Source organism: Faecalibacterium sp. An122 (genome assembly GCF_002160895.1).
Lineage (GTDB): Bacteria > Bacillota > Clostridia > Oscillospirales > Ruminococcaceae > Faecalibacterium.
Map to the genome: position 1 here is coordinate 291,249 of NZ_NFLL01000001.1, position 15,211 is coordinate 306,459.

Genomic DNA, 15,211 nt, shown 5'->3' on the forward strand with positions numbered 1-15,211 from the left:
TCATCTCCTTTTCGTTTGCCGTTTCCTTTACAGCACCAACAGCCCCAGCATTACCCCCACCGCCAGGCCCAGCCGCCGGTCCAGGCTGGCGGAACGCTGTTCCTCCTCCCTGGCCTGGTTCAGGAAACCATCAAAGCGTTCCCGGTAATAGTCCAGACGGGCGCACTCCTGTTTGGCGTCGGCATGGCCCAGACCGCCAAAACAAGCGGCAAAACAGGCGACCTCCTCTTCCCGAAGGGTGGAGGGCGGCTGCATCTGTCCAAAGCCTTCTGCATCGCGAAAGACCTTCTCCAGCGGGCCGCCGGGGCTGCACCCTGCCGCAAGAACATCATAAAGCCGGTTCAGGTCGGTACGGCGATAGGCAATTTCCTGCCGAAGGCGGGTCAGCAGTTCCAGAACTGCTTCCAGTGCGCGCCGCCGGGCGGTGAGCTTCTGCCGCCGGGCCTCCCCCACACAGAATCCTCCCACCGTCAAAAGTACGGCCGCCGTCAGGCGAAGCACCGCGCCGCTCATAAGGCATACACCCCGGCAATCTGTCCCGGGGCTTGTCTGCCTGCCAGCTGGACGATGGCCCGCAGCATATTCTGTTCCTTCATGTAAGCCACCTGAGGACGGCAGAGAGCTTCTTCCGGGCTGGAGGCGTGGAGGCTGGCTATGTAATCCACACCGCTGAAAAAGCCCTGTTCCAGGCCGCGCACTTCTTCCATGCCGCCCAGCTCATCCAACAGAATAACCTGCGGCGCCAAGGTGCGCAATGCCATCTGGACCGCCTGTTCCTTGGGCAGGCCCGCCACAAAGTCCACCGGCGGCCGGCTAATGTTTTGCGCCGCAGGCCAAAGTTCCTCCCGCTCATCAATCACCGAAACAGCTTTCCCCAGCCCCGCCAAAAAGGAAGCGATGCTCCGCAGCAGGGTGGTTTTGCCGCTGTCCGGTTCGCCGGACACCAGCAGACCGGTGAAGTGCCCGTTCAGCATCTGGGTGAGCTGGGGCGGCAGAACAACCTGTTTGACCCGGGCAATCCGAATGTTGAGGGAATGCACTTCCTGCAACACCACCCCTTCTTGCGGATGGGAGAGATACCGCCCTCCCACGCCCACCCGATGCCCGCCGGGCAGCGTCAGATAGCCCTCCGCCAGCTCATTTTGATGGGTATGAACCGAACCGCCGCAGAGCGTATAGAGAATTTCCTCCATCTGGGCCTGGGTGGGACGCAGATTTTGCAGCCCGGACGGGCAGCCGGGCAGCTGCTGAGCCGGGCAGAGAGCTCCCCCGATGTTCAGCCAGACTGGACAGCCTACCCGCAGGCGCACCTCATGCACCCGGCCCGCCGTCTCTGGTCTGACTGCGCCCAGCGGCTCTGCCAAATAGCCGGGCAGCGCCTTTACAGCCTGTTTGTATGCTTCCATGGTGTTTTCCTCCCCGGCGCGCCTTTGGCCGCCGCCCCGGTCTGTCCGGGTTACCACACTATATGGGACAGCCTGTCTGTTTAGAACTGCGTGTCCATCCCCAGCAAAAAAGACCGCCGAGCCGCAAAAGGCTTGGACGGTCTTGGATATGTCAGTCTCAATCGGCCAGCTGTTCGGCCTGGCTCAGCATAGTCTCTGCAAAAATGGCGTAGCCGCGGGTGGGATCGTTCACCAGAACATGGGTTACTGCCCCCACCAGACGGCCATTCTGGATGATGGGGCTGCCGCTCATTCCCTGAACGATGCCGCCGGTTTCAGACAAAAGGTCCGGATCGGTCACATGAATCACCATATTGCGGACCGACTCGGCATCGGAGACCTTTTCAATCTCCACGTCATAGAGCTTGGCGGTCTGGCCCAGGGTGGTGGTCAGGATCTGGGCCGGGCCGGTGACCACTTCCTGTGCAAAGGCCACTTCCATCTCCTGCCCGTCAAAGGCAGAGCGTGTCTCACCATAGACGCCGTTCTCGCCATTGATGGCAATGGTGCCCACGGCATGGCTGCCAATGAACTTGCCTTTCAGTTCGCCGGGGCTGCCGGCGGTGCCAATGGTGCAGCCCACAATCTCACAGGGGACAATTTCGCCGCTGCGCAGGGCAATGCTCTGGCCGGTGTCTCCATCGCTGATGGAGTGGCCCAGACCGGCGAACACCTCATTTTCCTCATCAATAAAGGTCAGGGTGCCCACGCCGGCGGAAGAATCCCGCACCCACATGCCGGCACGCCATTCCCCTGCCAGCGAATCCCAGCATGGGGTGAGGGTGGTCTGCTGCTGTTCGCCATTTCGGACATAGACCACCCGAACCGGTTGACCGGCAGCTGCCTCCAGGGCCGCTTTCACCTGGTCGTTGCTCTCCGTATTGGTGTCCCCTATGCAGATCACCCGGTCACCCAGCCGCAGGCCCGCCTCTTTGGACGGGTTGACCGGTGTGCCGTTGGCGTCTGTGATATCGGTAAAGCCCACCACGAGAGCTCCCTCCGAGAACATTTTCACTCCGAAGGGGGTGCCGCAGACGGTGACGATCCGCCGGGGCGTGATGACCGCCTGTACGGTTTTGACCGGAAACACCCCGCCAATGGACAGGGTGGTCTGATAGCTGCCCACCGTCTGGGTGCTGACAACGTTCCGGGTGCTGCCGCTGCCCAGGGGCTCAATATAGGCAAAACGGGGCAACTGCAGAGCCTGCCCCGGTTCCAGAAGAATGTGATCCGGGAGGCTGTTGTACAGCCAGCCCAGAGCGACCGCCGATGCGGCCAGCAGATAGGCGGCGCAGGTGCGCCGAATCCGGCGGCCTGACCCAGCCTTGGAATTACTTTTCTTTCTCACGTTTGTGCTCCCTTGTTTTGATTCCTGATGCAGGCATTCTTTTCCATTCCGCTGTTGCGCTGCCAAAGCGTGCGCAGCACAAAAGCCAATAGACAAATCCTCCACAGAGCCGCCGCCGACCACAGCAACAGCAGCAGCGCATCCAAACGGGAAAAATACCCCAGCGCCCAGGCCCGTAGCAACTCCAGACCGGAATAGTCCGGCCCGGCGGCCTGCCCCAGCACCAGTTCCAGCACAAAAGCATAGCCGGCCTGTACGGCATAACTCCAGAACGGCAGCAGGGCGCCGCGGCGCACCTTTTTCCCCTGGCAAAGGAGAGGCAGGGCAAAGTATTCCGGGTAAATCAGGATTTTGGGCCAGCCGTCCGCCCACAGCGAGGGGTCCTCTGCTCCAAAGAGCCGGTGCCAGTGCATTTGGTCCCAGAGACCCGCCAGACAGGCCAGAATCCCGGCGGCCAGCAGCCACCAGATGGCCCGGGCCGAGCGGTCCAGGGCGCTGCCGTTCATCTGCCATGAAACCAGCAGCAGAACCGGCAGTACGGTGATCAGGGCGTTGGACCCAAAATGTTCCCGGCAGACGATCTGGGCAGCAGCTATGGTGCGGCCGGTTTCCAGGGCAAACCAGACAAAAAAGCCCCACCCTGCCAGTTTGGGCAAAAAGCCCTGACCGCTGAACAGATCAAACTTTTCGGCCAGAGCCGCAAACAGTCCTGCGGCAGCCGCCAGCCCCGCCGTACTCAAAAATCCCAGCAAAAGAATGCTGCGGGCCCCATAGGCCCCGGCGGAGCTGTAGAAACATTCGGCCAGAGATGCCGTTACCAGGCCCAGCCCCAGCGCAGAAAGAGAGAATCCTCTGTCTTGTTCCTGCTGCATCTCATCCCCTCCTCTGCCAGATGTTGAAGGGCTGGCGGGACATCTGCCGGTAGTCCCTCCGGATCACGCCATCATCAGCCAATGGCTTATGAGGGAACGGATGCTGTGCCAGATAGGGCACGCCCATGGCCGCCACCTCCGAAAGGCTGAACAGGAACACCAGAAAGACTCCCGCCAGTCCCACCGGCCCCGCCAGGCCGGCGGCCGTCACAACCATCAGCCGCAGCAAGGTGGCCGGTTCATAGAGGGACGGGGTGATGAACAGCGCCACCGACGTGATGCAGGCGGTCAGGATGACCGGCGTACTCATCAAACCGGCTGCCACGGCTGCGTCTCCTATAATCAGGGCTGCCACCAGGCTGACCGAATGGCCCAGCGACTGGGGCATCCGCAGGCCGGCCTCCCGGATGAGTTCCAGAATCAGGATCACCATCACCATCTCGGCAAACAGGGGCAGCGGCGTCCCCTGTTCGGCGGCGGCAATCTTGGAGAGGAGTTGGGGCGGAATCAATTCGGGCAGATAGACCGCCAGGCAGACAAAGATCCCCGGCAGAAAAATGGTCAGGTAAAAGGACACATATTTCAGAATGCGGATGAAGGAGGAGAAAAACGCTGTGGTGGCGTAGTCATCCAGGCACTCGAAATTTTCTGCAAAGAGGGCCGGGAGAACCATGGCCGACGGGCTGCCGTTGACCAGGATCAGGATTTTTCCCTCGCAGAGTTTGGCGGCCGCCACGGCGGGCCGTTCGGTGTAGCTGACCGGGGTGAACAGCCGGTAGCGCACCGGCAGCAGCCACGGCACAAAGTAACTGGAATCCAAAAGCAGCTCGGGCCTGGCCTCCTGCAGAATCTCCCGCACCCTGGCCACCATCTGGGCGTCCGCCTTGTCCCGCTGATAGCACAGAGCGTATTCGGTTTTCATGGCAGTGTCCGCCTGGGCCACCTCCATCACCAGGGTTTCGCTGCGGATCAGCCGCCGCAGCAGGCTCAGATTGATTCGCAGCAGGTCCGAGAATCCTTCCCGGCTGCCGCGGAGATTTCCCTCCCCGGAGGGCTCTCCCACCGAGCGAAATTTCAGGTTCTGAACCGCAAAGGCCATCCCCTGTTCGCACCCGTCCAGCAGCAAAACCGCAAATCCCGCCGTCATCCGCATGATGACATCGTCCAGGGTCCGCGCCGGGGTGCTCTCGGCCGGCAGATCGGAATGGTGCATCAGGTAATCGTACACCTGCTGGCCGGGAGCCGGGTTCTCCTCAAAATCGGTGAACTGATCCTCCCGGTTGACTGCGTCCAGCAGCAGAGTCCACAGGGACGAAAGGCTCCCCATGCCATCAAACAAAAGGATGGCTGCCGGACAGCCGCAGATGCTGATCTGCTTTGCATAATAATCGGCTGAGGCGCCAAACATGGTATTAAGCGCCGCCAGGTTCTCGCTGAGTTTTGTCGTGAGCTGCTGCATCCCTACAGTTTCACCGTCCTTTTCTGATTGCAAACCCAGTATGCCCGAAAGGCCCTGGATTCATACTCCCCCATTCCCACCCAAAAGGAGGACTGTTCCCTTTGAAGCTGCTGATCTTCCGCACCTTGTTGATTTATCTGTGCGTTCTGTTTGCCATGCGTTTGATGGGCAAGCGCCAACTGGGCGAATTGCAGCCCGAGGAGCTTGTCTCCACCATGTTGATCTCCAACCTTGCCTCCATTTCCATCGAGTCAGAGGAGGTGCCCATCACCGCCAGTCTGGTCCCTCTGTTTCTCATTGCGCTGCTGGAGCTGCTGAGCTCGGTGCTCAGCTTCTACAGTCAGGGCTTTTCCAATCTGGTGGCCGGCCGGCCCAAAACCGTCATTCAGAACGGCCGGATTGACCAGCAGGCTCTGCGGATGCTTCGTCTATCCGCCGCCGATCTGCTGGAAGCTCTGCGCTCCAAGGACATTTACGACCCGCGGGATGTCTCTTACGCCATTGTGGAGACCAACGGCACCTTATCGGTGGCCCTCAAGCCGTCCAGGGAACCGGCCACCCTCTCGGACCTGGGCATTGCCGTCCAGCGGGCACAGGCCACCATCCCCTTTGTGGTGGACGGGCAGGTGTTGGCCGACAATTTACAGTTTTGCGGCAAGGACATGGACTGGCTGGAGCGCACCGCCACAGCCAACACCCTGATGGTCAGCGAAATTCTGCTTTTGCTGGGCAATGACACCGAGGACTATTTTCTGCTGCGAAAAGAAAAAGGCGCCCCTGCCAAGGGCGCCCAGTGACAAAGGAGCTGATACCATGAAACGGATCTGGCTGTGTCTTGGGATCACGCTGGGAATTTTCATTTTGATGGGCTACAGCACCTTCAAAGTGCGGGCCTTTGCGGACCAGGTAACCGTTCAGGTGGAGGCCGCCGTCACCGCCCTGGGTCAGGACGATCTGCCTGCCGCCCATCAGGCCGTACTGGACGGGGCCGCCCTCTGCGAGGACATGCGCCGGAGCAGCGTCCTCTTTCTGCGCACCGAGGATTTCATCGAGCTGGAATCCAGCCTGCGAGTGGCTGCCAGCTATCTGGCCGAGGGTTCCCGGGAAGAAGCGCTGGGCGAACTGGGCCGGGCAGCTTTTCAGGCCGAGAGCATCGACTGGCTCACCCGGCGCTGGCTCTGAGTCCGCTTTTCTCCCCCGCTGACAGCAAAACAGCCCGGATGCGAAATTGCATCCGGGCTGTTTAAGGGTTTATGGAGTGGTTGGCCAGAAACTCAGGGCTTGCGGTCCTTCATCAGTTCTTCCAGCTCTGCAAAGAAGCTCTCCACATCCGCAAAGCGGCGGTAAACCGAAGCGAAGCGGACGTAGGCCACCTCGTCGATTTTTTTCAGCTCCTGCATGGCCAGTTCGCCGATCTGGACGCTGCTGACCTCCCGGTCATAGCCGTTGAGCAGGGTCTGCTCGATGTTGCTCACGGCCTGTTCCAGCTGTTCATAGCTGACCGGCCGCTGAGCACAGGAGCGGAGCATCCCGTTCAGAACCTTCTGGCGGTCAAAGAGTTCCCGCGAGTTGTTCTTTTTGATGACCATCAGGGGCAGCGTCTCGACAGCCTCGTAGGTGGTGAACCGCTTGTGGCAGGCCAGGCACTCGCGACGGCGGCGAATCCGCTCGCCGTCTTCGGTGGGGCGGGAATCAATGACCTTGGACTCCTCGCCGCCGCAATAGGGGCATTTCATATCGTGTCCTCCATGTTGTCAAAGTGGTCCGGCCAGCCTGGCCAGCCGCCTGCAAATCAATTCTTGCGGCTGTCCTTCCGGCCGATCCAGGTAACCCAGGCCGAGGTGGAAACGCACAGCGAAGTATAAACGCCGCTGATCATACCCACCATCAGGGGGAATGCAAAGGTGAAGATGCTGTCCAGGCCATAGAGCACCGAGACAATGCACATGACCGACAGGGCTACCACCGTGGTGATGGTGGTCATCAGGGTGCGGCGGAGAGACTGGTTCAGAGACTGATTCACCAGCTCACCGAAGGAGACCTTCTTGCCCAGGAGCTTCCGGTTCTCACGGATACGGTCGTAGATGACGACGGTATCGTTGACCGAGTAGCCCAGGATGGTCAGCAGGGCGGCGATGAAGTTGCCGTCCAGCGCCACACGCAGCACCACAAACACGCCGAAGATCACCATCAGGTCGTTCAGCAGGGCCAGGATGGCCATGGCGCCGCCGGTCAGGCCGCCGATGTTCTTGAAGCGGAAAGCGATATAGATCAGGATCAGGGCCAGGGCAAAGACCACAGCCACCAGGCTCTTCTGCAGGAAGCGGGCGCCCATGGCGGGGCTAACGTTGCTCAGAGAGAGCTGGGCGAAATTGTTGTCGGGGAAGCTCTCGGTCAGATTGTCCAGCAGGCCGGCCACCTGTTCGGTGGTGACGGTCTCGCGGCCGGGCATCGAGATCTTGAGGGTATCCTCACCGGTGGCCACATTCTCGCCGGTCTGAATGGTCAGGCTACTGGTATCCAGAGCAGTCTGGGCAATCTGCTTGACCTCAGACAGGTCGGGGGTGCCCTCATAGCTCAGGGTAATCATGGCGCCGCCGGTGAACTCGGTATCCATCTTGACCCCCAGCACCGCAGCACACAGGATGATCACTGCCATCAGGCAGGCGGAGAAGGTCAGGAATGCCTTGCGCTTGCCCACAAAGTCAATCTGCTTGCGCTCCTTGGGCTGCTTGTCTGCGCCGTAGAGCAAGGGGTTCTGCAGAGCCTTGATGGAGGCCGCACCGGCGATCATCACGCGGGTGCAGAACACGCCGAACACAAAGTTCAGCAGAACGCCGGTGAGCAGCGTATAACCGAAGGCGTAGATGGTGCCGGCGGTGGATGCGCCGAAGGCGAAGAACACGAAGTTCAGCAGCCGGGCAAAGAAGCCGTCGGTGGGACCAAAGGCGCCCATCAGGATGATGGCCACAATCACGATGGTGACGTTGCCGTCAATAACCGGGGTCAGGCCGCGGGCAAAGCCGCTCTTGAGGGCGCCGGGCAGGGACTTGCCGTTGCGCAGCTCCTCCTTGATGCGCTCCGCCGTGATGACGTTGGCATCCACGCCCATGCCGATGGCCAGGATGATACCGGCGATACCGGGCAGGGTCAGGGTGAAGCTGTTGAACACCGGGAAGTAGCCTGAGACAAACGCCAGGGTCGCAGCCACCTGGCCCAGCAGGGCCACGCAGGCCAGCGCGCCGGGCAGGCGGTACATAAAGATCATGATGGCAAAGATCAGGATGAAGGCGATGATGCCGGCGTAGACCATGGCCTCCAGGCTGTTCTCACCCAGGGTAGGGCTGATGGTGGAGTAGCTGTCCACCGTCAGGGCAAAGGGCAGCGCGCCGGAATTGATCTGGCGGGCCAGGGTGACCACGTCCTCCCGGGTGAAGTTGGACCCGGTGATGACGGCCCGGCCATCGGTGATGGCCGAGTTCACGGAAGCCACGCTGATGTTCTGGTCGTCCAGCCAGATGCTGATGCTGCCGCCCTCCTGATACAGGCGGGTGGTGGCGTCGCCAAAGGCGGCTGCGCCGTTGGCGTCAAACTCCAGAGCCACATAGTACTCCGAAGCGCCGCCGTTGGTCACCGGGCCATACTGGGCGGTGGCGTTTTCCACGCTGGAACCGTCCAGAATCAGGGCGCCGTCGGCGCTGCTCCCCTCCCGGAAGGTCAGGTAAGCGGTGGTGCCGATCTCCTGGATGGCGGCCTCGGGATCAAATGCGGTCTCATCGGACTGCCAGGGGAACTCCAGGATCAGGCTGTCCTGGTTGTAATCTGCATAGAGCTCGTAGTCGGTGATGTTCAGGGCAACCAGACGGTTCTCGATGACCGACTGGGCTGCATCCAGCTGCTCGTCGGTGGCATCAAAGCCGTCGGAGGGAAGGAACGTCACATTGACGCCGCCCTTGATATCCACACCAAAGCGGATATCGGACATGCCTTTGATGTAGGTGGTCGTCACATCTCCGTACTTCACCGACACGCCGAAGAACGCGGTGAATGCAAACACCACGATCAGCAGCACCGTGACCACGAGATGCCATGCTCTGCCTTTTGTCTTCATAAAATTTTGGAAACCTCCCAATTAAATAACCTCCCGCCCGCCGGTTTCCCGGACGGGCAGAGGAGATTTTTCAGGATGCATCTGAAAAGTCAAACAGGCCGAACCATGGCAAGCAAAGCGCTGGGGGACTTTTCAGACCGGCCCCGAGCCAGAGGCTCAGACCTTATTCTTGAGCAGGAGCTCAACGGTAGCCAGCCGGGTGCAGACGGTCAGCAGCTCGGAGGCCTGCTCCACCTCGCTCAGGCTGGGGTAAGTGGGGGCGATGCGCAGGTGCGAATCCTCGGGGTCCTTCCCGTAGGGGAAAGCTGCGCCGGCGCCCGTCAGCACCAGACCTGCCTCCTTGCACAGCTGAGCCACACGCTTGGCGCAGCCGGGCATCACATACAGGCTGATGAAGTAGCCGCCCTTGGGGTTGGTCCAGTGGGCAATGTCGCCGCAGGGGGTCAGCTTCTGGGCAAAGGTGGTCTTGACTGCGTCAAAGCAGGGCACCAGACGGCGGCGATGCTTGAGCATATGGGCCAGCACGCCTGCCTTGTTCTTCAGGAACCGCACATGGCGCAGCTGGTTCATCTTGTCGTAGCTGATGATCATGACCTCGAAGCGCTTGCAGACATACTTCATCATGTTGTCGCTGCAGGCCAGAGCCGAAACACCAGCGCCGGGGAACGTGATCTTGCTGGTGGAAGTGAACATAAAGACGCGGTCCTCGTGGCCGTAAGCCTTGCTCTCCTCCAGCAGAACGGGGGTCTCGATGATCTCATCGGTCAGGTGATGGACGATGTAAGCCTCATCCCAGAAGATCTTGAAGTCGGGGGCGGCGGTCTTCATGGCGGCAAAACGGCGCACCGTCTCATCGCTGTAGGTGTAGCCGTCGGGGTTGGAATACTGCGGCACACACCAGATGCCCTTGATGGTGGGATCCTCGGCCACCAGCTTCTCCACCATGTCCATGTCGGGGCCTTCCGGGGTCATGGGGATGTTGATCATGTCGATGCCAAACTCCTCGGTGATCCGAAAGTGGCGGTCATAGCCGGGCACCGGGCAGAGGAACTTGGGGTGATCCACCTGGGACCAGGGGCAGGGAGACTCGGGGAAGCCGAAGGTGTAGCCGACACTCACCAGGAAGTACATCAGCTGCAGGCTGGAGTTGCCGCCCACAAAGACGTTCTCCGGCTTGACGCCCATCACTTCACCGAACAGTCTGCGGGCCTCGTACAGGCCCTCCAGGTTGCCGTAGTTGCGGGCGTCGGTGCCGTCCTCCGAGGTGTAATCGGTGGTTTTGAACAGGTCCATCGCCAGATCCATCTGGTGAGGGCCGGGCTTGCCGCGGGCCATGTTCAGCTTCAGACCCATGTTCTTAAAGTTCTGATAGGCGCTGCGCAGCTGCTTCTCCTCTGCCTGCAGTTCTTCGGTGCTCATCTCCAGATAATTTGCCATATTCAGTACTCCTTTACTATACTTTCTGTCCCTATCACCGCTGCTTTTCCTGCCGGAGGAAGCGCGGCGGAAACGCCTTTTGCATCGGCCGGACCTGCCGGCGCGATCCCAGACCTTATTATTATAGTACACTTTGCTTTGAGAAACAAGAATTTTACACGAAAAAAGCCCGGCCAGAGGGCTTTCATCCCCTGGCCGGGCCTGGATTTCAGGAAACTCAGTTTGCCGAAATCTGATTCTTATAGCGCTTGCGGACAGCGCCGTACTCCATGTGAGGTTCGCCGCCCTCCACCGTATCCTGGTCGATGGTGACCCGGACAATGGTGGGGTCGCTGGGCACGGCGTACATCACCGGCATCAGCAGGCTTTCCATCACGCTGCGCAGGCCGCGGGCGCCGCTCTTGCGCTCGATGGTCTTGCGTGCGATGGCCCGCAGGGCATCGTCGGTGAAGGTCAGTTCCACATTGTCCATCCCAAGCAGTGCCTTGTACTGTTTGACCAGGCTGTTCTTGGGCTCCTTCAGAACCCGGACCAGGGTCTCCTCGTCCAGGTCGTCCAGAACGGTGATGACCGGCAGACGGCCGATCAGCTCGGGGATCAGGCCGAACTTCACCAGATCGTGGGGCTCCACCTTCCGCAGCAGAGCCTTCTGTGCGTCGGAGGAATTGTCCTTCAGCATGCTGCCGAAGCCCAGAGCCGAGTTGTCGGTACGGCGCTGGATGTATTTGTCCAGCCCGTCAAAGGCGCCGCCGCAGATGAACAGGATATTGGTGGTGTCGATCTGGATGAACTCCTGCTGGGGATGCTTGCGGCCGCCCTGGGGCGGGACGTTGCTGACGGTGCCCTCCAGGATCTTCAGCAGAGCCTGCTGGACGCCCTCGCCGCCCACATCACGGGTGATGGAGGGGTTCTCGCTCTTGCGGGTGATCTTGTCGATCTCATCAATGTAGATGATGCCGATCTGTGCCCGCTGCACATCGAAATCGGCGGCCTGGATCAGCTTGAGCAGGATGTTCTCCACATCCTCGCCCACGTAGCCGGCCTCGGTCAGGGTGGTGGCGTCCGCAATGGCGAAGGGAACGCCCAGCATCCGGGCCAGGGTCTGGGCCAGCAGGGTCTTGCCCACGCCGGAGGGGCCCAGCAGCAGAACGTTGGACTTCTGCAGCTCCACGTCGTTGCCCTTGCCGCTCATGATGCGCTTATAGTGGTTGTACACCGAAACGGACAGAACCCGCTTGGCGTCGTCCTGGCCGATGACGTACTGGTCCAGACCTTCCTTGATCTCCTCGGGAGTCATGATGTTGATCTGGGCGGGAGCCGCCGGCTGAATCCGGGCGCGGGCGCTGGGCGCGCCGCCCCGGCTGGGCCGGTTGCCGCTGGAGCGGTCAGGCTTTTCGCCCAGCAGATCGTAGCACAGGTTGATGCACTCGCTGCAGATATTGACGCCGGGCCCAATGATCATCCGCTCGACTTCGTCCTGATGCTTGCCGCAGAAGTTGCAAACAAGGTCTTTTTCATTCTTATCTCTGCCGGAATTGTTATTTGCCATAGCTGTACTTTCCTTTATTGTGCGTTTCTGCGCTCAGCCCTTGGTTCAGCGTGTGGTGATAACCTCGTCAACCAGGCCGTACTCCTTGGCCTGCAGGGCGGTCATATAGTTATCCCGCTCGGTATCCTCCCGGACACGCTCGATGGGCTGGCCGCTGTACTCGCTGAGCAGGCCATTGATCTTGTCGCGCAGGTAGACGATGTGGTCGGCATGGATCTTGATATCGGTGGCCTGGCCCGAGAGGCCGCCCCCCTGCCCGCCGGCGATCAGAGGCTGATGAATCAGAATCTCCGAGTTGGGCAGCGCAAAGCGCTTGCCCTTGGTGCCGCTGGCCAGCAGGAATGCGCCCATGGAGGCAGCCATGCCCATGCAGATGGTGGAGACATCGCACTTGATATAGCGCATGGTGTCATGGATGGCCATGCCTGCGCTGATGGAGCCGCCGGGGCTGTTGATATACAGGCTGATGTCCTTGTCCGGGTCCTGCCCCTCGAGGTACAGCAGCTGGGCGACAACCAGGCTTGCAGAAGTATCATTGACGTCCTCGCTGAGGACGATGATGCGGTCGTTCAGCAGACGGGAGAAGATGTCGTAAGAGCGCTCTCCGTGGGCCGTCTGTTCTACAACGTAAGGAACAAAACTCATAACAGTTCGCCTCCTGAAAATCAAATTGGATTCGCTATTTTTGCAAAATTGACCGATGCGGCATCAAAAAACCGCCGCATCGGTCAATTTCAACAACATGTGCACAGGCAGGATGCGTTTCGCGCTTTTCTGCCCGGACTCAGCTCACCGGCAGCGATTACTCGGCGTCGGCAGCCTTCTCCACGATATTGGCGTGGCTCTTGATGAAGTCGATGGCCTTATTGACAGCCAGGTCCTTCTTCAGCTCGTCCATGTTGACCAGCTCGCGGACCTTGTCCTCCTCCATCTTGTACTGGTCGGCAATGCGCTTGATCTCAGCGTTGACGTCCTCCTCGGAAGCAACGATGTTCTCAGCGGCAGCCACAGCCTCCAGAGCCAGACGGATCTTCACCTGCTTCTCAGCCTGGGGCATGAAGGAAGCACGGAACTGCTCCATGGTCTGGCCCATATACTTCAGGTAGGTGTCCAGGCTCAGGCCCTGCTGCTCCACACGGAAAGCAAAGTCGTTGACCAGCTCGTCCATGCGGACATCGTACATGGCCTGGGGAATCTCAGCCTCCATGCCGGCGATGACCTGATCCACCAGAGCGTTCTCAACAGCCAGGTCGTCCTGCTTGTTCAGCTGCTCCTGGTTGGACTTGCGGATGGACTCCTTGAACTCCTCCAGGGTGTCGTACTCGGAGCAGTCCTTGGCCAGCTCGTCATCCAGAGCGGGCAGCTCCTTGTACTTAACCTCGTGCAGCTTGATCTTGAAGACAGCGGGCTTGCCAGCCAGCTCAGAAGCCTGATACTCCTCAGGGAAGGTGACGTTCACGTCGAACTCCTCGCCTGCGCTGTGGCCCACAACCTGATCCTCGAAGCCGGGGATGAAGCTGCCGCTGCCCAGGGTCAGGCTGTAGTGCTCAGCCTTGCCGCCCTCGAAAGCAACACCGTCGGTGAAGCCCTCAAAGTCGATGTCCACGATGTCGCCGTTCTGGGCGGCACCGTCGCGGGTCAGCTCGCGGGCGTTGCGCTCCTGCACACGCTTGAGCTCGGCGTCAACCACCGACTCCTGCACAGTATGGACCGTCTTCTCCACGGTCAAACCGGAATATGCACCGATCTTGACCTCGGGCTTGACAGCGACCTTGACGGTCAGGACTGCGCCCTGATCATCGCTGGCAGACTCCACGGTCACCTCGGGACGGCCCACAGCCTCGATGTTGGCAGCCTTGACAGCAGCCTCGAACTCAACCGGGAACAGGTTGTTGATGGCGTCGTAGGTGAACACGTCGGGACCGTACATCCGCTCGATCAGATGACGGGGGGCCTTGCCCTTGCGGAAGCCCTGGACGGTGTACTTCTTGCCCTCGGTCTGGAAGACCTTCAGGACCTCGTTCTTATAGGTCTCAGCATCGATGGAAAACTGCAGTTCGACCATGCTCTTCTCGAGCTTTTCACACTTGATAAGATTCATTTTGCTTTTCCTCCGCTCAAAATTTGGTGCTGGGGCAGAGGATCCCTCTCCCCGCATCTGCGCCGCGCGCCCATTTTCTTTTCAAACGGCGCACGCGCCTTTGGGTACGACAATCGCGTCAGCGCTTATTATAACACGTTCGCCGCATAAAAGCCAGTTGTTTTTTCACATTTTGGGAATTTCCATTGGTTTTCCGGGGCATTTCATGTGATTTTATACGGGCAGAAGCGCAGCCCGTCCGCGCTGACCAGCTTATAGCGGATGCCGTCCACCTCGCCCTGCACGGCAAAACGAAGGGCTTTGCCATGCAGGTGGGCGTAAAAGCACCGCTGGATTCCATATTCCTTGAGGACGGCCACAATCTCGGGCGCGTCGGCTCCGGTGTACACCGGCGGGTAGTGGAGAAACACTAGCTTCTCCTTCCCCGGCTCGGCTGCCTCCAGGCTCAGCCGCAGGCGGCCGATCTCCCGGTTCATCACCTTTTCATCGTGGGGCTCCCCCACGTCGAACAGCCAGCCCCGGGTGCCGCACAGGGCATAATCCCCCACAGTGTAGGAGTTATTGTGCAGCAGCTGGAGGCTGTCGAAGCCCTCGGCCTTGAAAAAGGCGTTCATCTTATTGGCGGTGGACCACCAATAATCGTGGTTGCCCTTCATCAGGAGCTTCCGGCCCGGCAGGCTGTGGAGAAAGGCGAAGTCCTTGCGGGTATCCGACAGGCGCATTGCCCAGCTGATATCCCCCGCCAGCACCACCGTATCCTCCGGCTTGACCAGCTTGCGCCAGTTGGCCTCGAGCTTCTCCACATAGCCGTCCCAGCCCGGGAACACATCCATGGGTTTCGCGCCGCCCAGCGAGAGATGGGGGTCGCCCAGCACAAAAAGTGCCATTC

General features: G+C 60.2%; 14 protein-coding genes. 2 read left to right on the forward strand and 12 right to left on the reverse strand.

Annotated features, from left to right (window positions below):
• Positions 1–27: 27 nt before the first annotated feature.
• The 5 genes from B5E67_RS01355 to B5E67_RS01370 form a co-directional block, all read right to left on the reverse strand.
• Positions 28–513: a stage III sporulation protein AB gene (locus B5E67_RS01355; RefSeq protein ID WP_087382019.1), complete on the reverse strand. Its 486-nt coding sequence runs from the start codon at positions 511–513 to the stop codon at positions 28–30.
• On the reverse strand, positions 510–1,406 hold the full coding sequence (locus B5E67_RS01360) for an ATPase, T2SS/T4P/T4SS family (RefSeq protein ID WP_087382022.1): 897 nt from the start codon (positions 1,404–1,406) through the stop codon (positions 510–512). Before B5E67_RS01360 ends, B5E67_RS01355 begins: the two co-directional genes overlap by 4 nt.
• A gap of 157 nt (positions 1,407–1,563) precedes the next feature.
• The gene (gene spoIVB / locus B5E67_RS01365; RefSeq protein WP_242956702.1) at positions 1,564–2,793 is read right to left on the reverse strand and encodes a SpoIVB peptidase; all 1,230 of its coding nucleotides are present in this window, start codon (positions 2,791–2,793) and stop codon (positions 1,564–1,566) included.
• Complete coding sequence (locus B5E67_RS15790) at positions 2,790–3,665, reverse strand: hypothetical protein (RefSeq protein WP_242956703.1); 876 nt, start codon at positions 3,663–3,665, stop codon at positions 2,790–2,792. The genes spoIVB and B5E67_RS15790 overlap by 4 nt, the downstream gene beginning before the upstream one ends.
• A 1-nt stretch (position 3,666) precedes the next feature.
• On the reverse strand, positions 3,667–5,124 hold the full coding sequence (locus B5E67_RS01370) for a spore germination protein (RefSeq protein ID WP_087382028.1): 1,458 nt from the start codon (positions 5,122–5,124) through the stop codon (positions 3,667–3,669).
• Positions 5,125–5,225: 101 nt separating this feature from the next.
• Between B5E67_RS01370 and B5E67_RS01375 the strand changes: the two genes are divergently transcribed.
• A complete protein-coding gene (locus B5E67_RS01375) occupies positions 5,226–5,921 on the forward strand; it encodes a YetF domain-containing protein (protein ID WP_087382032.1) in 696 nt (231 codons plus the stop codon).
• Positions 5,922–5,937: 16 nt separating this feature from the next.
• The gene (locus B5E67_RS01380; RefSeq protein ID WP_158098833.1) at positions 5,938–6,306 is read left to right on the forward strand and encodes a DUF4363 family protein; all 369 of its coding nucleotides are present in this window, start codon (positions 5,938–5,940) and stop codon (positions 6,304–6,306) included.
• 92 nt (positions 6,307–6,398) lie between these two features.
• On the opposite strand, the gene nrdR is transcribed toward B5E67_RS01380, so the two are convergent.
• The 7 genes from nrdR to B5E67_RS01415 form a co-directional block, all read right to left on the reverse strand.
• Positions 6,399–6,860: a transcriptional regulator NrdR gene (gene nrdR / locus B5E67_RS01385; protein WP_087245772.1), complete on the reverse strand. Its 462-nt coding sequence runs from the start codon at positions 6,858–6,860 to the stop codon at positions 6,399–6,401.
• A 56-nt stretch (positions 6,861–6,916) separates the two neighbouring features.
• Positions 6,917–9,235 (reverse strand): protein translocase subunit SecF, encoded by a 2,319-nt coding sequence (gene secF, locus B5E67_RS01390; protein ID WP_087382040.1) that lies wholly within the window; start codon positions 9,233–9,235, stop codon positions 6,917–6,919.
• Positions 9,236–9,391: 156 nt separating this feature from the next.
• Positions 9,392–10,672 (reverse strand): aminotransferase, encoded by a 1,281-nt coding sequence (locus B5E67_RS01395; RefSeq protein WP_087382043.1) that lies wholly within the window; start codon positions 10,670–10,672, stop codon positions 9,392–9,394.
• 217 nt (positions 10,673–10,889) lie between these two features.
• Entirely contained in the window at positions 10,890–12,221 is a 1,332-nt protein-coding gene (gene clpX / locus B5E67_RS01400) for an ATP-dependent Clp protease ATP-binding subunit ClpX (RefSeq protein ID WP_087245778.1), read from the reverse strand.
• Between the two features lie 45 nt (positions 12,222–12,266).
• The gene (locus tag B5E67_RS01405; RefSeq protein ID WP_087364401.1) at positions 12,267–12,866 is read right to left on the reverse strand and encodes an ATP-dependent Clp protease proteolytic subunit; all 600 of its coding nucleotides are present in this window, start codon (positions 12,864–12,866) and stop codon (positions 12,267–12,269) included.
• A 157-nt stretch (positions 12,867–13,023) separates the two neighbouring features.
• The gene (gene tig / locus B5E67_RS01410; RefSeq protein ID WP_087245782.1) at positions 13,024–14,322 is read right to left on the reverse strand and encodes a trigger factor; all 1,299 of its coding nucleotides are present in this window, start codon (positions 14,320–14,322) and stop codon (positions 13,024–13,026) included.
• A gap of 203 nt (positions 14,323–14,525) precedes the next feature.
• A complete protein-coding gene (locus tag B5E67_RS01415) occupies positions 14,526–15,209 on the reverse strand; it encodes a metallophosphoesterase (RefSeq protein ID WP_087364399.1) in 684 nt (227 codons plus the stop codon).
• Positions 15,210–15,211 lie beyond the last annotated feature (2 nt).